Source organism: Yoonia vestfoldensis DSM 16212, assembly GCF_000382265.1.
GTDB lineage: Bacteria > Pseudomonadota > Alphaproteobacteria > Rhodobacterales > Rhodobacteraceae > Yoonia > Yoonia vestfoldensis.
Map to the genome: position 1 here is coordinate 1 of NZ_KB907981.1, position 17545 is coordinate 17545.

Sequence of the window (17545 nt, forward strand, 5' to 3'; positions counted from 1 at the left end):
CAGGTTCAACAATCCCCTCCCGCAAATACTTCTTGATCGTGTTGCGAGACACGCCCGTCCGCCGCGCGATCTCGCGAATGGGCATCTTGTCACGCAGCGCCCATTTCCGGATAACTTTTAAAAATCCCATGTCTATCACTCCAAGTGCTCCCAGCTGATTCAAGCCGGGGTAAGGTTGCACATGGGTCAATTCTCGATGACAATTTCTGCTGCTGCCGGGTCAGTTCTCAGTGACAATCAACACACCCTTGTCGATCAGACCTCGCAAAGCATTGTCTAGCGTCCGACGCCGGCTGTCCGGATTGTCAGCGGATGACACGCCGCGCCCGTCTACGCAAACCTGTCGCAGTTCCCTTTCATCCGCTTCAAACCCGTCACCCGCCAGATCTTCAAAATGGGCCATGACAGCCTTTTCACTGCGACTGAGCTTTGGCGCTGCGCTTTCCACAAAGGCGCACGGCGCGGCATAGGGCAGCCGGATCGTGTCGCCGTCCTCATCGTGCCCCGCGTCGATCGTGCCGATGGTGAACGCTATTTCCAGATCACAAGGCCCGTTGCGGTTTTTCGTGAGTCGGCCTTTCACTACGCCGTTATCATCCCTCTTGATGTGCAACGCCACGTCCAGCGCACCATTCAAGAGGCTATGCCCGCGGGGCAGACCTTGCTGCCCGTCCTTGGTGTCGTGATGGATCAGGACAACAGCCGCGCCCCATTTAGTCAGTGATCGGGCAGCGGCGACAACGCGCCCCATGCCTTCGGCGGAGTTTTCCTCAAGTGCCGGAAACGCCATTGCCAGAGTGTCGATCACGATCAGAGTCGGGCGTTGCTGTTCCACCGCCTCAAGCAATGCGGCAAGGTCGGGTGACTGATCGATCAGCAGGTTTGACACGCCTTCCACCAGCCGGAAAGCCGGTGCATCGCCATACGTCGCCCGCAACGCCTTGATCCTGCCCCGCATGCCGTGCGGATCTTCAGCCGCGACATAGAGCACGCCGCCGGCTTTGGATCGCATGCTGAATGCTTCAGAGCCTTGCGCCACCATGTAGGCCAGGTACGGCGCCAGCAGCGACTTGCCTGCACCGGGTGCGCCCACGATGCATGCCACGTCGCCGGGTGCGACCATGCCCTTGAGGATGTATCCGCGTGCCGGGGCAGCCTCACAATCGGCAGGGCTCAGGAATGACAAGCGTGAGGGCTGCATTGGATCAGCGCCGGTCCAGCCTTCAGCCTTGGCGATATGGTAGAGGCTGCCAATCCCGATGACTTCGCCCTTGCGGCTGCCGAATGATGCCCAGGTGCGCAGCTGGTCGGACTCACTATACTTGGCTGAGCGTTTGGACCAAACAGACCACAACCGGAGTCCCTCGGGGCTGCCTTGTGAATCATGGTGCAAGGCCTGCCCTATCGTCAGCCATCTGTCGCGGTCATCTGCGTTCTTGATTGCCTTCAGCGCACCCTTGATCCTATCCCAATCCGGCTGCATCGCTGCAAACAGGTCATCGTCATCGGCCGGTGCGGGCGTAGCTGGTCCCAATAGATTGGCAAGCAAGTCACCTTGCGATGCAACTTTCCCAATGCGGGGCAGCTCGGGCGCCTTGTCGATCGGGCGCCCGTCGATCAGATGCACCTCGGAGGCAGCCGTGCCGACGCTGCCGTAGAAGTAGCAGCGGGCGGGATCGAATGACTCACGGCCTGCGATGCCACCCAATGCCCCGTTTACACGTTCCACCAGTACAGCTGACTCTGCCACGCTGATCGGCGCTGATGTCGGGACCAGGACACGCCAGCGGGGCGCGTCGGGTGCGTGACTGGAGCTGGTGACCACCACGGCCGCGACATTGGCAGCGCGGAGTCGGGCGGCCGCCTCAGCGGGCTGCACCTCGCCGGCGTCATAGTCGATCTCGATACCGTGGCGCGTGTGCAAGTGCTCAGCCTTGCGGCCGCCGGTGAACGTGCCCAGTTTGACCAATGGCAATGTGCCTTTGTCTGCAGCCGTCACCGATGCAGCCCGATCGACAAACTGGCGTAGGCTCAGTGTGTCATGGGTCGGGTGCGTGTCAGTTTTCGATCGGAACAGACTGATCGGCAACGGAAGGTCTAGCCAGCTGACGGCTTGATTCGCTTGGCCGGATGCGCTATCTTTCTTCACATAGTTCGTGGCTGTTCTATGTCTCTTTTCAACGCCGCTCAGGTCTGCATCCTGAGCGGCGTTTATTTTTTCAATTCCCAGTAATTCGTCTAGCGTCTGTTGAAGGCCCACGGGCTATTCCTCTTGCTGAGGCCCCGCAAAAGTTTGACGATATGACGGAATTTTCAGCAATTTCAGTGCAGTGAAACCGGCCTGTTTTACAGGCTAAGCGATTGTTTCCGCTTGTTTTCACTACATCCCTAGGGACTGCCATTGGTTTCCCCCGTTTTTTTTGGCATGACCCCGATGCGCGGGGCGTTCGAGCGAGGCGATTGCGCGCGCGGGCGCCAGAATGGCCAGATGTCGGGGGCGGATTTTTGCAAGATTGCCTGACAAGTGCCGCACCGCGACCTCTGCGTGGCAGGGTGGCAGCCGCAAATGTCGTCGATGTGATGGCTTCTGCCGTTTCGTCCGCGACTTTGGCAGGTTAGGCTGGCGTCGATCATGACAAAAGGATTTCAAGGATGACCCTGACCTACCTGCACACGATGGTGCGCGTCAAAGACCTCGAAAAATCGATGGCATTTTACGCATTGCTGGGCCTGCGCGAGACGCGGCGCATCGACAATGACAAGGGCCGGTTCTCGCTCGTGTTCATGGCGCCTCCGGGGCAGGAGGAATGTCCGGTCGAACTGACCTATAACTGGGATGGCGACGACGGCCTGCCGTCGGACAGCCGCCATTTCGGGCATCTGGCCTATCGCACCAGCGACATCTATGCGCTGTGCCAGCATCTGATGGACAATGGCGTGACGATCAACCGCCCGCCCCGCGACGGGCATATGGCCTTTGTGCGGTCGCCCGACAACATTTCCATCGAATTGCTACAGGAAGGCGACAACCTGCCGCCCGCTGAACCCTGGTCGAGCATGGAAAACACCGGCCATTGGTGAAGGCTGGGTTCATCGCAGCAGGCTGCCTTTTGGCGGCGTCACCGGCGCAGGCTTGCAGGCTTGCGCTGGTTCTGGCGATGGATGTGTCGTCTTCCGTCGACACGGATGAAGACCGGCTGCAACGCGGTGGGCTTGCCGCAGCGCTCATCGCGCCCGACGTGCAAGAGGCGTTTTTTGCAAGCCCCGATCCCGTCGCGCTGTTCGTGTTTGAATGGAGCGGGCGCTATAACCAGCATGACCTTGCGGGCTGGCGGATCATCAACTCGGCCGCGGACCTGTTTGACGTGGCCGAAACGATCGCGCAAAGCAGGCGCAGCCACAATGATTTCCCTACGGCAATGGGCTTTGCGCTTGGGTATGCGGCGGTCAAACTACAGGAAGGGCCGTCCTGCCTATACCGCACGATCGACGTTGCCGGTGACGGCGAAAACAACGAAGGATTCGGCCCGCAGGACGCCTATGCCGCGTTTCCGTTCGAGAATGTCACCGTCAATGGCCTTGTCGTCAACGCGGGCGAGTTCGAGGCCGAAACCGAGTTGATCCCCTATTTTCGCGATCAGGTGATCCGCGGGCCGGGTGCCTTTGTCGAGATCGCCAACGGGTTCGACGATTATGAAGACAGCATGCGCCGCAAGTTGATCCGCGAGCTTTCTTTGCCGGTCCTGGGTGCATCGACCGTCGCAGGCGCACCCCCACGGCTGACCCCGCAGCGTCAGTAGATATACCTGATCTGATCGCTCCAATACCGCTCCACCCGGCGCAGCGCGCCGGTGATTTCGTCCAGACCGGCATGGTCCAGCACTTGCCGGTCAATCAGACCGTCGGCATGCGTGGCGAAAAGTTTTGCCACGACCTGCCGCACATTGCGCCCCTTTTCGGTCAGGCGAACCCGCACGGACCGGCGGTCGATTTCACTGCGCTGATGGTGCATATAGCCAAGGTCGACCAGTTTCTTGAGATTGTAGGACACATTCGATCCCTGATAATACCCGCGCGATTTCAATTCGCCCGCCGTCACCTCGTTGTCGGCGACGTTGAACAAAAGCAGCGCCTGCACCGCGTTGATTTCTAGGATGCCGACACGTTCGAATTCATCCTTGATGACGTCAAGCAGCAGCCTGTGCAACCGTTCCACCAGGGTCAGCGCATCCAGATAGGATGCCATGAAAGAGGCGCTGCGCGCCGCCGACATGCCGGATTTGTCCCGCTTGCCAAGGTCCGTGTGGATGCTCATCCCGAAACTCCGTCTATTGTGGTGGGACGGGTCTAAGGCAAACAAGACAACATAGGGTTAAGGCGGTCAGGCCGGCCGCGTGACCCCATGCGCGCCTGCAGCGATCCTGCCGATCAGATCGGCATAGACATCGGGCACAGCGAATTGCCCGCCGACCCAGCCGTAAAGATCGTGGTCATTTTCCGACAAAAGCGCATCGTAAAGCGCCAGTTCCGCGTCGGTCATGCCTGCCAGATTGTCGGCGGCAAAGGCCGACAGGATCAGGTCCATTTCCTTGATCCCGCGCCGCATGGACCGCATGTGCAACCGCTTGCGGGTATGTTCGATCGTTTCTGTCATAGGGTCCTGCGCAATACTGTCTGAAGCTGTTTTTCGACCTGCCCCATCTTGTCGAGGGTCTGCACCATCTGCGCGCGCAAGCGCCGCAATTCCTGCATCAAGGCCGCGACATCGGCAGGCATTTCGGTCGCATCATCGGGGGCGGACAAACCGTCGCCCTGCCCCGTCATCAGCCAGCCCAGCGACACCCCCAGCATGCCTGCCAGCATCTGCAAACGGTTGGCGCGCGGCTCGCCGGTGTCGTTTTCCCACGACACCAGCGTCGCAAACTTGACGCCCAGCGCCTTGGCAAGGTCTTTCTGGCTCAGCCCCGCGGCTTCACGTGCGCCTGCCAGCCTGTCGCCAAAGGTTGCAGCCTCTGGGCTGTACCAATCACTGTCTGTTTCGGTCACGTGGGACTCCTTGGTTCTTGCCATGCTCGGTCGGGTCGTCTTATGTCACGGATAGTGCAATTTGACCACCGGACATCCTTGATGACTTTTCTGTCTGCGACGCTTGATCGCGTGAAACCCTCGCCCACCATCGCCGTGACCACCAAGGCCGCAGAGCTCAAGGCAGCGGGGCGCGACATCATCGGCCTCGGCGCGGGAGAGCCGGATTTCGACACGCCGGACAATATCAAGGCCGCCGCCGTGCAGGCGATTGCCGAGGGCAAGACGAAATACACCGCCGTCGATGGCATCCCCGAACTGAAACAGGCGATCTGCGCCAAGTTCAAACGCGACAACGCGCTGACCTATGAACCCGCGCAGATCACGGTCGGCACGGGTGGCAAGCAGGTGCTTTACAACGCCTTCATGGCGACGCTGAACGCGGGCGACGAGGTCATCATCCCCGCGCCCTATTGGGTCAGCTACCCTGACATGGTGCTGCTGGCAGGCGGCACGCCCGTCACGGTCGAGGCGACGCTGGAGGCGAATTTCAAGATCACCGCCGACCAGTTGGAGGCCGCGATCACGCCCAACACCAAATGGTTCCTGTTCAACTCGCCATCCAACCCCACCGGCGCGGGGTATTCTTGGGACGAGTTGAAGGCGCTGACCGATGTGCTTGTGCGCCACAGCCATGTCTGGGTGATGACGGACGACATGTACGAACATCTGGCTTACGGCAATTTCAAGTTCTGCACGCCCGCTCAGGTCGAACCGCGCCTTTATGACCGCACGCTGACTGTCAACGGGGTCAGTAAGGCCTATGCGATGACAGGCTGGCGGATCGGCTATGCGGCAGGGCCGGAGGTTCTGATCAAGGCGATGCGCAAGGTACAGTCGCAATCCACCTCGAACCCCTGTTCGGTCAGCCAGTATGCGGCGGTCGAGGCGTTGAACGGCACGCAGGATTTCCTTGCGCCCAACAACGCGCTCTTTGAACGCCGCCGCGATCTGGTCGTCGATATGCTCAATCAGGCACCCGGCGTGGTCTGCCCACGCCCCGAAGGCGCGTTCTATGTCTATCCCTCCATCGCGGGCTGTATCGGCAAGACCAGCGCGGGCGGTGTGCTGATCGACAATGACGAAACCTTTGCATCCGCCTTGCTGGAGGAAACCGGCGTTGCGGTCGTGTTCGGTGCGGCCTTTGGCCTGTCGCCCAATTTCCGCGTCAGCTATGCCACCTCGGATGCCGCGCTGAAAGAAGCCTGCCAGCGCATCATCACCTTCTGCAAAAGCCTGTCATGACCGCCCTGCCGCCCTATTATTTTCGCATCCGCGACAATGGGGCGGCGGTGTTTCGCGTCGACGTCGAAGACCGGCACCGCCGGATCGATATGGACCAGATCGCCGTGGTCAACATCAACCGGGGTGATTTCAAGGCGCATGGCGATCATGTCCTGACCCCAGCGGACGAGGCCGTGATCCGCGACTGGATCACCGATCGCAAGGCGCTGCTGGCGCGGCGCGATCTGGACGATATCCACCGCACCATCGACCATCTGAACCTGACCGCCCATTGGGTACAAGCCCGCGCAGGTGATGCCGAACTGGACGAGGTCACGGACAAGCTTTTGCTGGCCATGCATGATCTGCGCAGCGTTCTGGTGCGCAAGAAAGCCGACAGGCTTGCGCGCGACAACGACAGCGGGCACCTACCTGACAGGTAATTGCACCCCTTTGCCCCGCCGGTCTAGGACGGCGACATGCCAATGTCGAAAGGGCCGATGATGACCGCATTCCGTATTCTGCTTTCCCTGATGTTCGCGGTGATGGCCGCGTATACCGCCATCGTCGTGTCGCGCGAAGGCTGGGGGCTGGTGCCGGTCTTTATCGGGGATATCGCAGGGCTCACATGGCGCGGGCAGTTCAATCTGGACTTCGCGACCTATCTGATCCTTTCGGCGCTCTGGGTCTGCTGGCGCGGCGGGTTCACGCCTCTGGCGCTGGCTTTGGGTGCGGCGGCATCGGTCCTCGGGATCATGTTTCTGGCGCCCTATCTGCTGGTGGCGTTGCAGCGCAGCGGCGGCGATATCCGGCTGTGGCTGCTGGGTGTCCAGGCGCAACGCCGGGCGGATTAAACCGCCTGCGGCAGCGCGCGCCCTTCGTCCCAGGCGATGATATTGTCGAGCGCCATCTGCCCCATCGCCTCGCGCACTTCGAGGGCGGCAGTGCCCAGATGCGGCAGGATCACGACGTTTTCCAAAGCACGCAACGCCTCTGGCACAAAGGGTTCCTTGGCGAAAACATCCAAGCCCGCGCCTGCGATCCGCCCCTGTTGCAAGGCTGCAATCAACGCATCCTCATCCACCACATCGCCGCGCGCGATATTGACGAAAATGCCCGTCGGTTTCATTGCGGCCAAGGCAGCAGCGTCGATCAGCCCGGTGTTGGCACCGCCCCCCGGCACCGTCACCACGATGATATCCGCCTGTTCCATCAGGTCATGCAGGCTTTCCACCTGACGCGCTGGCATGTCCACCATCTTGGGCGAGCGGTTGAAATACAGAACCGGCATGTTGAAGCCGTAAAGACAGCGCCGCGCGACGGCCTGCCCGATCCGGCCCATGCCGACGATGCCGACAGTCTTGCCGGTGACATGGGTTCCAAGCATCTGCGTCGGCTGCCAGCCGGTCCATTTGCCCGCGCGCACCAGCCGTTCGCCTTCGCCCGCGCGGCGGCAGGCGGACAGGATCAGCGTCATGCCGATATCGGCGGTCGCGTCGGTCACGGCATCGGGCGTGTTGGACACAGCGACGCCGGCGGCACGGGCGGCGGCCACGTCGATATGGTTGTAGCCGACCCCGAAATTCGCCAGCACGCCACAGCGAATCTCGCCTTTGAAGGCTTCGGCGGTAAAGCCGTCGCCCAAGGTCGGCAGGATCGCGTCATAGTCCCGCAGGGCGGCGGCGGCCTCGGCCACGCTTAGCCCTGTTGTTTCCGCGCGCAGGGTCACGTCAAACCGCGCGCGGGCGGCGGCAAGGACAGCCTCTGGCAAGGCGCGGGTGATGAGGATCTTTTTCAATGCAATCGCCCTCCCAAAGGCACGTGCTGATCGGGGCCGACCAGCACAACCGCGCCATCCGCGTCGGGCATACCCAGCACCAGCACTTCGGACATGAATTTGCCGATCTGGCGGGGGGGAAAGTTCACGACCGCAAGCACCTGTTTGCCGACCAGCGTATCGGGCGCGTAATGCACGGTGATCTGGGCGGATGTCTTTTTCTCGCCGATCTCGGGGCCGAAATCGATCCAGAGCTTGATCGCGGGCTTGCGCGCCTCTGGGAAAGGTTCCGCGCGGATCACGGTGCCGACGCGCACATCGACTTTCATAAAATCGTCAAAGCTGATCTCACTCATTGGCCAGTTCCCGCGCGCGATTGGCGGCAGCGGCGACAGAGCGGCGCATCAGGTCGGGCAGGCCCTTGTCCTTGTCCATCAGAACGTCAAGTGCTGCCTGCGTCGTGCCATTGGGCGAGGTCACGTTGATGCGCAGTTGCGCGGGGTCCTCGTCCGCGGTTTCGGCCAACTCGCCTGCCCCGCCCACGGTGGCCTTGGCCAGATCCATCGCCATCTGCGGCGTCAGCCCTTCGGCGACACCGGCGGCGGCGAGCGCCTCGATCATGTGAAAGACGTAGGCCGGACCGGACCCCGACACGGCGGTGACCGCATCCATCTGGGATTCTTCATCCAGCCGCACGGTCTGACCCACCGCCCAGAGCAGCGCCTCGGCCATGTCGAGATCGGCGTCGGTCGTCTTGGCATTGCCGATCAGCGCGGTGATTCCCCGGCCAATCGCGGCGGGCGTGTTCGGCATCGCGCGGATGATGGGGGTGTCGGGGCCAAAGGCCGCCTCGAACGTCGCAATCGGCGTGCCTGCGGCGATGGAGATGACCAGCGTCTTGCCGGTGCCCAGCGCCTTCACATCGGGCAAGGCGGTCGTCATCATCTGCGGCTTGACGGCAACCACGACTATTGCGGGGCTTTCGGGCAAGGTGCCACCGACATTGACGCCCTGCTGCTTGACCCAGTCGGACGGCTTGGGGTCGATCACCCAGACCGAGGCGGGCGGCAGACCATTGCGGAGCCACCCCGCCAGCATCGCCGACCCCATCTTGCCGCAGCCCAACAATACAAGACCACGGACGGCAACTTCGTTCATATTCATTCAATGGTCCTCTTGACGTAATCTCAAGAGGTTACGCCACGCCAAGGCGACTGAAAAGCCACCTTGGCGAAATTTTCATGCGCGCCCGTAGGCGCCGGCGATCGCGACTTCCAGCGCCTGTTTCGGGGTCTTGTCGGCCCATGTGACCAACTGGATCGCGGGGTAATATTGTTCGCAGGCATTCACCGCCGCGCCGATCATCGTGTCGATCTGGTCGGGTCCCGCCACCTGATCCCCCGCAAGCACCAGCCCGTAACGGTAGACCATCAAATTCTGTTCGTCCCACCATGTGAGCGAGCCCGCCCAAAGCCTGTCGTTGATCGCGTTCAGCGCCTCGTAAAGCGCGGGTTTGCGCGTGGCGGGGGGTTCCATCTCGAAGGTGCAGATCAGACGCAGGGTTTCGTCATAGGCTGACCAGGCCAGCGTGATCGAATAGGTGCGCCACTGGCCTTCGACGGCCATCGCGATCTGATCGTCGTGGATACGGTCGAATTCCCAGTCATGGTGTTCGGCAATATGTTCGACAAGGTCGATCGGGTGCAGATCATCGGCATCAAGGTAATGTTCGGACAACGCCATATGCTTGGCCTCACTGTGTTGGCGCGGGGGACTTGGCATGACCCTAGCGCTAGCTGCCTGCTCTAGGGGCGGTAGAGTTCTCGTTTAGCCCCTACAACATATCGTGTGGCAGGATCGGCCACCTGTAAAGCAGTTTCTTGGGGATAACCCTGCCGTCACGAATATTTCACGCGCGCCGATTGCCAAGCGCTGCGGCGCGGCCCAGATTACGTCCAACAAAGGAGCATCCGATGAACCTCGATCTGTTGAAAAGACTTTGCGAAATGCCCGGTGTGCCCGGCCACGAACACCGCGTGCGCGACCTGATCACATCCGAGATCAAGGGGATGTTCGACGCGGTGACGACCGACCCGATGGGGTCGCTCTTGTGCCGCCGCGACGCCAAGAAGAAAGGCGCGCCGCGCATCATGCTGCTGTGCCATATGGACGAGATCGGCTTTCTGGTCAGCCATATCACCAAGGACGGCTATCTGTATCTGCAACCCGTAGGCGGGTTCGATCCGCGCAACCTGTTTTCGCGCCGTGTGCTGGTCTGCACAGATCAGGGCGATTTCAAGGGCGTGATGAACCCCGGCGGCAAGCCGATCCACATCTCCTCCGCCGAAGACCGCAAAAAGGTGCCCGAAGTGACCGAGTTTTTCGTCGATCTTGGCATGGGCAAGGCTGCCTGCGACAAGGTCAAGATCGGCGATTTCGTCGTGATGGACGAACCTTTCATCGAGATGGGCAACAAGGTCGTGTCCAAGGCGCTGGACAACCGCATCGCCTGCTGGCTGGGGATCGAGGCGATCCGCGCCTTGGGCAAGAAAGGGCGCGGCGCAGAAATCCACGTGGCCTTCACCTGTCAGGAAGAGGTCGGATTGCGCGGCGCGCGCACGGCGGCCTATGCGATCAAGCCCGATATCGGGCTCGGCATCGACACAACGCTGGCCTGCGACACTCCCGGCATCCCCGAAAAGGACGCGACCACGACGCAGGGTGCGGGATTCGGGCTGCATGTGCGGGATTCATCGTTCATCGCCGACAAGGCGTTGGTCGGGGAAATCGAGGCTTTGGCGATCCGCAAAAAGATCCCGTATCAGCGCACGATGCTGGCCGCAGGCGGACAGGACGGGGCCGCCGCCCAACAGGCCGCCGCAGGCGCGCGCGCTGTCGGGATCGTCGTCGGCACACGCTATATCCACACGGTCACCGAAATGATCGACAGGGGCGATCTGCAGGCGGCATTGGATATTCTGGTCGCGTATCTGTCGGAATATTGAGACAAACTGCGGCAGGGCTTCAGCGCTGCCGCGACATATCCTCACACCAGCGCAACCTTGAGAAGCACAAGCCCAAGCGCGAGCAGAGCGGCAAGCCGGGCCTTGACGTAAAGGACCAGCCAGATCCCGACCAGAATAAGTGCGAAATAATAGGTCTGGTTGATCGCGCGAGAATCGCCCAGCGGTTGAAACAACACAGTAATTGCGGGGTTTACATCAAAAGGCATCCCGGACAGGCCGATCACGCCGATACAGAAAAGTAGCAATCCAGCAATAGACGCACATATATACGCGCAATAATCCACAAGAAAACCGTCGCAATTGGGCCAAGTACGCACACCCGACTATTCAGCGGTAGGGCTTATAGCCTGTGACGTCAACCCGCAGCGCCGGTTATTGAATGACCTGCCGCAGCGGAAAGGTCACTGCACGACGCAGCGGGCTCTGATCATTTTCATCGCGTCAAGCGCGGCGCGTCGGCCGGATATTCTGGCCGACGACGTCGAAGAACCGCAAACAACAACACCAACCAACAAGGTGATCAACAAAACATCCAACATACTCGTAACCTTCAACTCACACTGGCTAAACACTCTTTACCTGCCGCTTTTTTGCACACGAAAAGTGAGCGGAAAAAGGCAGTCGTGAGGTAGCATCAAGAAGCCCGCCGCAGAAACCTTCCCTTAAGTACAGGTTCTGACGACGGGCGTAACAAACAGCCAAAAAGTGGGGCTTTCAGGACATTTTCAGTCGTGACAAAGCCAGCACAGCCAGCGCCGCTTTCACGGGCCGATGCGTGGCGGAATTTTTGCTATTTCTTCGCTTCCAGCGCGGCGATCCGCGCCGCCAGCGCGTCGTTTTCTTCACGGGCCTTTTGCGCCATCGCGCGGACGGCGTCGAATTCTTCACGGGTCACGAAATCGCGGTCGGCCAGCCAGCGGTCCATCATGGATTTCATGGCGGTCTGCGCCTCGTCCCGCGCGCCTTGGGCCACGCCCATGGCATTGGTCATCAACTGGCTCAGATCGTCGAAAATCTTGTTACGGTTCTGCATGGCTCTCTCCAAGGCTGTTCGCATCTATATGGGGGCAAGCCGGGTGACAGACAAGCGGGTTGGCCTGCTTGACATCGCCGCACGCGCGCATCACGACTTGCGCCATGTTCGCAGCGATCCCCTTTCCCGATATCTCGCCAGAGATTTTCAGCATCGACGTGTTCGGCATCACGCTGGCGCTGCGGTGGTATGCGATGGGCTATATCGTCGGCATCGCTTTTGGCTGGATGATCATCAAGGCCGCATTGCGCCGTCCGCATCTGTGGCGCAACGGCGCGCCGATGGACCCCGCAAAGCTGGAAGACCTGCTGACCTATATCGTGCTGGGCGTCATCGGCGGCGGGCGTCTGGGGTATGCCTTCTTCTATCAACCCGCCGCGTTTCTTGCCGATCCGGTCGGCATCATCCGGATCTGGGAAGGCGGGTTGTCGTTTCATGGCGGTTTCATCGGCGTCGTGCTGGCGGTGTGGCTGTTCAGTCGCCGGCAGGGCGTGCCGCTGCCCGATCTGGGGGATATAATCGCCGTGGCGGCCACCCCCGCCATCCTGCTAGTGCGGATCGCCAATTTCATCAACGCCGAATTATGGGGCCGTCCGACGGATGTGCCGTGGGGCGTCATCTTTCCGGGCGCTGCCGCGCAATCCTGCGCCACGGCGACGGACCCCTGCGTACGCCATCCGTCCCAGCTATATGAAGCGGGGCTCGAAGGGCTGTTGCTGGGCAGCATCCTGCTGTTGCTGGCGTTCCGCTTTGGCGGCTTGAAAAAACCGTGGTTGCTGTCCGGTATCTTTTTTGCAGGCTACGGCATCGCGCGGTTCATCGTCGAATTCGTCCGCCAGCCTGATGCGCAATTCGTCAGCCCCGGCAATCCACTGGGCTGGGCGCTGCAATTCGGCGAGTATGGCCTGACGATGGGACAATTGCTGACGCTGCCGATGATCCTGACAGGGCTTGTCGTCGTGGTGGCGACCAGTCGCCGCAGATGACCGCGCTGGCCGACCTGCTGCTGGCCCGGATCGCGCGCGACGGGCCGGTCAGTGTCGCGAGCTTCATGGCCGAGGCGCTGATGCATCCTGTCCACGGCTATTACGCGACACGCGACCCTTTTGGTGCCGCGGGCGATTTCACCACCGCCCCCGAGATCAGCCAGATGTTTGGCGAATTGATCGGGCTGGCGCTTGCGCAGGCGTGGCTGGACCAAGGCGCGCCCGACCCTGTGACATTGGCAGAGCTTGGCCCCGGTCGCGGCACGCTGATGGCCGACGTGTTGCGCTCGACGGCCGCCGTGCCGGGGTTTCATGCCGCAGCCCGCGTGCATTTTGTCGAAACCTCACCGCATCTGCGCGCCTTGCAGGCCGCGCGTGTGCCGCAGGCGACATGGCACGACAGGGTCGACACGCTGCCCGAGGCACCGCTGCTGCTGGTCGCGAACGAATTCTTCGACGCCTTGCCGATCCGGCAATTCGTGCGCGCAAGTGCGGGCTGGCGCGAAAGGATGGTGGGCGCGCAGGACGGGCAGCTCTGCTTTGGCCTGTCAGAGGCGACATCTTTGGCGATGCTGGCGGATCGGCTGGGCGGCACGCAGGATGGGGACATGGTGGAGCATTGCCCCGCCCTGCCGGGCATCATCGGTACCATCGCGGACCGGATTGCGCGGCACGGTGGCGCGGCGCTGATCATCGACTATGGCGACTGGCAGTCGCTGGGTGATACGTTGCAGGCGCTGGCGGGGCATGCGCCCGCCGACCCGCTGGCCGCCCCCGGCCATGCCGATCTGACGGCGCATGTCGATTTTGCCGCCATCGCCGCCCATATCGGCAACACACGCCACACACGGCTGACATCGCAGGGGGTGTTTCTGGAACGGCTCGGTATCACGGCACGTGCGCGAAAACTCGCCACGGGGCTGACCGGCGCCGCGCTTGATGCGCATGTCGCGGCACATCGCCGCTTGACCCACCCCGCCGAAATGGGTGACCTGTTCAAAGTGATGGCGCTTTACCCCGCGACTGCCATGCCCCCGCCCGGACTGGACCCATGACGCTTGAAATCATCACCGATCCTGCACTCGGCACTGCACGCCACGGGTTCTTTACCCGCAAGGGTGGTGCGTCGTCTGGTGTGTTCGCTGGGCTGAACTGCGGTTTTGGCAGTTCGGACCAATCGGATATCGTGGCGATCAACCGCGACCGCGTAGCAGGCGCGCTCGATCTGACGGCCGACAGGCTGGTCGGCGTGCATCAGGTCCATTCCGCCGATGTGGTCACGGTCGAGGACGCAGGCCCGCTGGTGCAAAAGGCCGATGCGCTGGTCACGCGCACCAAGGGCATCGCGCTGTCGGTGCTGACTGCCGATTGCCAGCCCGTACTGTTCTGTGACGATCAGGCCGGCGTTATCGGGGCGGCCCATGCAGGCTGGAAAGGTGCGCTTGCGGGTGTGCTGGAACAGACGGTCCACGCGATGGAGGAATTGGGCGCCGCGCGCCGCAACATCGCCGCCGTCATCGGCCCGTCGATCAGCCAGCGCAGCTATGAGGTCGGGGCCGATTTCCGTGACCGCTTTGTTGCTGTTGATCCCGCCTATGACTGGTTTTTCATGGCAGGCGCTGCGGGACGGTTCCAGTTCGATCTGCCGGGCTTTGGGCTGATGCGCCTGCGCAAATGCGGGGTCGGGCGGGCGCATTGGACGCGGCATTGCACCTATGCCGATCCGGTCCGGTTTTTCAGCTACCGGCGCAGCGTGCATTTGCAAGAGGCCGATTACGGCCGCCTGATCGCGGCGATCCGTCTTTAATCAGGGCAGCAATACGGCGATGGATGGACGGCGCGGTGGCACGTTCATTTCCAGTTCACTCCGAGAAATCCCGCGCCCACAGGAAACGTCCTGATTTCATCGCTTTACACAGCGCAGCGCCGAATGACGATTTTGTAACGTTCGGCCCGTCTGCCGTCAAAGTCCTGCCAGTTTGATCGCGCATACTGATCAGACAAGGCCCGCCATAAGGGCCCGCAAATAAGAGGTATCGCCATGAAAAACCGTTGGCAAAGATCGCTTGACGCGGCAGAGGCCGCGATCGAAACACCCATGCCCTGGGCACGGGGTTCGCGACGGAGCGCCATGATCTCGCGGCGGCGTGCGCGTCTGGCAAACGTCAGCGCATAGCATCGCCCGATCACAGACCGTCCGATCCGGCGCTGCGCCGACCATAGCGTTGGCCAGCGACTGACGGTGCCATCGTCACCTCGCCACGAAGGTTTTCGCATGACTGCCCAATCAAACGCCGTCCCGACCTATGCCGCCACGCAAAGCACCAGCGCGCCGTCGCGGTTTGCAGGCCACCCGGGCCGCACGACACCGCAACGCAAGTACACGATTACCTATCTGCGCCCCAACGGCGAGATCGACGAGGTGAGCAGTATCGCCCCCGCAACCCCCGCTTTTGAAGATGCATTCGGTGCCTTGGGGCGCGGCACGATCCTGCAATCGCAGCACGGGCCGGTCGCGGTAGAAGATCTGTTGCCCGGCGACAGGTTGCGGCTGTCCGACGGCAACTTTGCCCCGCTCTTGTGGCGGGGGATGATGACGATCACACCCTCGCCAACCGACACCGGCCCGTCCCGGCTCAGCCTGACGCGGATCACCGCCGATGCATTGGGCATCGGACGGCCAATGCAGGATCTGATCCTCGGACCGTCGGCGCGCCTTTACCATTGCACCAACGGTGTGATGAAGCTGACCGGGAAAAGCGCCGCCTATATTCCGGCCCGTGATTTCGTGGACGGCAACCAATTCATCGAACTGCGCCCCGCGGCGGCTGTCCATGTCTATCAACTGGGCTTTGCCACGCATGAGACGTTGATGGTCAACGGGATCGGCGTGGAAAGCCTGCACCCCGGCACCGCCTTCAGCCTCGGGCTGCGGGGCGAGACGCTGGCGCAATATCTGGCACTGTTTCCACATCTGCGACGCTTGGATGATGTCGGGCTGTTCAAACATCCGCGCCTGCGGCTGCATGATCTGGACATGATCGACTAGCCCAACGCCGGGGTGATCTGCACGGATCGCCCCCAGAAGCGCCACATCATCAGGACCGCCGCGACCAGCAATCCCAAGACCAGCCCCAGCCAGATACCGATCCCACCCCAACCCCAGTAGAATGCCAGCAGATAGCTTGCAGGCAGCCCGATCACCCAATAGCTGAATGCCGCCATCACCATCGGCACTGTGGTATCCTGTACACCGCGCAACAGGCCCAGCACGACGACCTGCAACCCGTCAACCAGCTGGAAAAGGCCTGCGATCATCACCAGCGTGATGCCAACGTCGAGCAGGCGCAGCCTTTCGGGTTCGCTCGGGTCGATGAACAACGACACCAGCGTGGCGGGAATCAGCAAAAAGACAGCCGATGTCGCCGCCGCATAGAACGCCGACAGACCAATCGCGGTGATCCCGCCGCGCCGGAGCCCCTGTTCGTCGCGCCGCCCCAAGGCACGGCCCGCCCGCACCGTCGCCGCCTGCGAAAAGCCGATATGCACCATGAAAGTCAGGCTGGCCAGCTGGATCGCGATCCCGTGGGCCGCCAGCTCGATCGGCCCGATCCAGCCCATCATGATGGCCGAGGCGCTGAACAGCCCGCCTTCGGCCAGTGACGTCAGCCCGATGGGCCAGCCCAGCATAAAGACCCGGCGCATGATCTCGCTATCGGGGCGGTGGAAATTGCGGAAAAGTTCATAGCGCGGCAGCTTGCGCAGGATGTAACCCACCAGCAGCGCCACGGTCAGCAAGTTGACCATGACGGACGCGATGGCCGCCCCTTCGATCCCCAGTTCCGGCGCGCCCCAATTGCCGAAGATCAACGCATAATTGACCAGCCCGTTGAGCGCCGCCGTTCCGACCGTCGCCCAGAGGATAAAGGCGGTATGTTCAAGCGCCACCAGAAAGGATTTCAGCGCCATCACCAGCAAGGTGGGGATCATTCCCCAGATCACGATCTGCAGATAAAGATGCGCCTCGGCGGCGACAATGGGCGCTTGGCCGATGGCGATCAGGATCTCCTCGGCCCAGAAAAAGGGCAGCATGACGATCGCCCCATAGATGATCGACAGCCACAGTCCCATCCGCGTCACGCGCCGGACCTGCACATGGTCACGCTGTTCATTCGCCGCAGCCACCAGAGGCGTGATTGCCTGCGCGAAACCCGCACCCACGATGAAGACGACGAAAAACAGCGATGTCGCGATGGTGGCCGCCGCCAGTGCCGTGACATCATACCAGCCCAGCATCAGCGTATCGGTCATATGGATCGCGAATTGCGCCATATTGCTCAGGATGAGGGGGATGCCCAGCTTTCAGATCGCGCGCGCGTGTTCAGGATATGTGGTGGCGGCCTGTTGCATCTGG

23 protein-coding genes are annotated in these 17545 nt (G+C 61.7%); 11 read left to right on the forward strand and 12 right to left on the reverse strand.

Annotated elements, in window-relative coordinates; genetic code table 11:
- Together H147_RS0110235 and H147_RS0110240 are read right to left on the reverse strand one after the other, a co-directional pair.
- Positions 1-139: helix-turn-helix domain-containing protein (locus H147_RS0110235; protein ID WP_169379860.1), on the reverse strand; the 139-nt coding region annotated here is incomplete at its 3' end.
- Between the two features lie 81 nt (positions 140-220).
- Positions 221-2260 (reverse strand): AAA family ATPase, encoded by a 2040-nt coding sequence (locus H147_RS0110240; RefSeq protein WP_162561655.1) that lies wholly within the window; start codon positions 2258-2260, stop codon positions 221-223.
- A gap of 392 nt (positions 2261-2652) precedes the next feature.
- Between H147_RS0110240 and H147_RS0110250 the strand changes: the two genes are divergently transcribed.
- A complete protein-coding gene (locus H147_RS0110250) occupies positions 2653-3081 on the forward strand; it encodes a VOC family protein (protein ID WP_019955276.1) in 429 nt (142 codons plus the stop codon).
- On the forward strand, positions 3075-3800 hold the full coding sequence (locus tag H147_RS0110255; RefSeq protein WP_026352426.1) for a DUF1194 domain-containing protein: 726 nt from the start codon (positions 3075-3077) through the stop codon (positions 3798-3800). The genes H147_RS0110250 and H147_RS0110255 overlap by 7 nt, the downstream gene beginning before the upstream one ends.
- Here H147_RS0110255 and H147_RS0110260 read toward each other — a convergent pair.
- The 3 genes from H147_RS0110260 to H147_RS0110270 form a co-directional block, all read right to left on the reverse strand.
- A complete protein-coding gene (locus tag H147_RS0110260) occupies positions 3794-4315 on the reverse strand; it encodes a MarR family winged helix-turn-helix transcriptional regulator (protein ID WP_019955278.1) in 522 nt (173 codons plus the stop codon). The two genes, H147_RS0110255 and H147_RS0110260, sit on opposite strands and share 7 nt — an antisense overlap.
- Positions 4316-4381: 66 nt before the next feature.
- Complete coding sequence (locus H147_RS0110265) at positions 4382-4654, reverse strand: succinate dehydrogenase assembly factor 2 (RefSeq protein ID WP_019955279.1); 273 nt, start codon at positions 4652-4654, stop codon at positions 4382-4384.
- Positions 4651-5046 (reverse strand): helix-turn-helix domain-containing protein, encoded by a 396-nt coding sequence (locus H147_RS0110270; RefSeq protein WP_019955280.1) that lies wholly within the window; start codon positions 5044-5046, stop codon positions 4651-4653. The genes H147_RS0110265 and H147_RS0110270 overlap by 4 nt, the downstream gene beginning before the upstream one ends.
- A gap of 81 nt (positions 5047-5127) precedes the next feature.
- On the opposite strand from H147_RS0110270, the gene H147_RS0110275 reads away from it, so the two are divergent.
- The 3 genes from H147_RS0110275 to H147_RS0110285 are packed head-to-tail and all read left to right on the forward strand — an operon-like array spanning position 5128 to position 7163.
- Positions 5128-6330: a pyridoxal phosphate-dependent aminotransferase gene (locus tag H147_RS0110275; RefSeq protein WP_019955281.1), complete on the forward strand. Its 1203-nt coding sequence runs from the start codon at positions 5128-5130 to the stop codon at positions 6328-6330.
- Positions 6327-6752 carry a hypothetical protein gene (locus H147_RS0110280; protein ID WP_019955282.1) on the forward strand — a complete coding sequence of 142 codons (426 nt, stop codon included), beginning with the start codon at positions 6327-6329 and terminating at the stop codon, positions 6750-6752. The genes H147_RS0110275 and H147_RS0110280 overlap by 4 nt, the downstream gene beginning before the upstream one ends.
- 36 nt (positions 6753-6788) lie before the next feature.
- Complete coding sequence (locus H147_RS0110285) at positions 6789-7163, forward strand: hypothetical protein (protein ID WP_211216552.1); 375 nt, start codon at positions 6789-6791, stop codon at positions 7161-7163.
- Here H147_RS0110285 and H147_RS0110290 read toward each other — a convergent pair.
- The 4 genes from H147_RS0110290 to H147_RS0110305 form a co-directional block, all read right to left on the reverse strand.
- Entirely contained in the window at positions 7160-8107 is a 948-nt protein-coding gene (locus H147_RS0110290; RefSeq protein WP_019955284.1) for a 2-hydroxyacid dehydrogenase, read from the reverse strand. The two genes, H147_RS0110285 and H147_RS0110290, sit on opposite strands and share 4 nt — an antisense overlap.
- The gene (locus tag H147_RS0110295; RefSeq protein ID WP_019955285.1) at positions 8104-8442 is read right to left on the reverse strand and encodes a tRNA-binding protein; all 339 of its coding nucleotides are present in this window, start codon (positions 8440-8442) and stop codon (positions 8104-8106) included. Before H147_RS0110295 ends, H147_RS0110290 begins: the two co-directional genes overlap by 4 nt.
- Complete coding sequence (gene proC, locus H147_RS0110300; RefSeq protein ID WP_019955286.1) at positions 8435-9250, reverse strand: pyrroline-5-carboxylate reductase; 816 nt, start codon at positions 9248-9250, stop codon at positions 8435-8437. Before proC ends, H147_RS0110295 begins: the two co-directional genes overlap by 8 nt.
- A gap of 75 nt (positions 9251-9325) precedes the next feature.
- Positions 9326-9829 carry a type III secretion system chaperone family protein gene (locus H147_RS0110305; protein ID WP_019955287.1) on the reverse strand — a complete coding sequence of 168 codons (504 nt, stop codon included), beginning with the start codon at positions 9827-9829 and terminating at the stop codon, positions 9326-9328.
- 230 nt (positions 9830-10059) lie between these two features.
- Here H147_RS0110305 and H147_RS0110310 point away from each other — a divergent pair, with 230 nt between their 5' ends.
- Complete coding sequence (locus H147_RS0110310; protein ID WP_019955288.1) at positions 10060-11091, forward strand: M42 family metallopeptidase; 1032 nt, start codon at positions 10060-10062, stop codon at positions 11089-11091.
- 41 nt (positions 11092-11132) lie between these two features.
- On the opposite strand, the gene H147_RS0110315 is transcribed toward H147_RS0110310, so the two are convergent.
- Positions 11133-11357: a hypothetical protein gene (locus H147_RS0110315; RefSeq protein WP_019955289.1), complete on the reverse strand. Its 225-nt coding sequence runs from the start codon at positions 11355-11357 to the stop codon at positions 11133-11135.
- A 130-nt stretch (positions 11358-11487) separates the two neighbouring features.
- Here H147_RS0110315 and H147_RS21000 point away from each other — a divergent pair, with 130 nt between their 5' ends.
- Positions 11488-11739, forward strand: coding sequence for a hypothetical protein (locus H147_RS21000; RefSeq protein ID WP_211216554.1), 252 nt, complete (start codon positions 11488-11490; stop codon positions 11737-11739).
- Positions 11740-11902: 163 nt separating this feature from the next.
- Here the strand turns inward: H147_RS21000 and H147_RS0110320 are convergent, their stop codons facing one another.
- The gene (locus H147_RS0110320; protein WP_019955290.1) at positions 11903-12145 is read right to left on the reverse strand and encodes an accessory factor UbiK family protein; all 243 of its coding nucleotides are present in this window, start codon (positions 12143-12145) and stop codon (positions 11903-11905) included.
- A 104-nt stretch (positions 12146-12249) separates the two neighbouring features.
- Here H147_RS0110320 and lgt point away from each other — a divergent pair, with 104 nt between their 5' ends.
- The 4 genes from lgt to H147_RS0110340 all read left to right on the forward strand — a co-directional run bounded on the left by lgt (position 12250) and on the right by H147_RS0110340 (position 16180).
- Positions 12250-13131, forward strand: coding sequence for a prolipoprotein diacylglyceryl transferase (gene lgt / locus H147_RS0110325; RefSeq protein ID WP_019955291.1), 882 nt, complete (start codon positions 12250-12252; stop codon positions 13129-13131).
- A complete protein-coding gene (locus H147_RS0110330; protein ID WP_019955292.1) occupies positions 13128-14186 on the forward strand; it encodes a class I SAM-dependent methyltransferase in 1059 nt (352 codons plus the stop codon). Before lgt ends, H147_RS0110330 begins: the two co-directional genes overlap by 4 nt.
- A complete protein-coding gene (pgeF, locus tag H147_RS0110335; protein ID WP_019955293.1) occupies positions 14183-14938 on the forward strand; it encodes a peptidoglycan editing factor PgeF in 756 nt (251 codons plus the stop codon). The genes H147_RS0110330 and pgeF overlap by 4 nt, the downstream gene beginning before the upstream one ends.
- A 468-nt stretch (positions 14939-15406) precedes the next feature.
- On the forward strand, positions 15407-16180 hold the full coding sequence (locus tag H147_RS0110340; protein WP_019955294.1) for a Hint domain-containing protein: 774 nt from the start codon (positions 15407-15409) through the stop codon (positions 16178-16180).
- Here the strand turns inward: H147_RS0110340 and H147_RS0110345 are convergent.
- Positions 16177-17490, reverse strand: coding sequence for an MATE family efflux transporter (locus tag H147_RS0110345; protein ID WP_311135594.1), 1314 nt, complete (start codon positions 17488-17490; stop codon positions 16177-16179). The two genes, H147_RS0110340 and H147_RS0110345, sit on opposite strands and share 4 nt — an antisense overlap.
- Positions 17491-17545 lie beyond the last annotated feature (55 nt).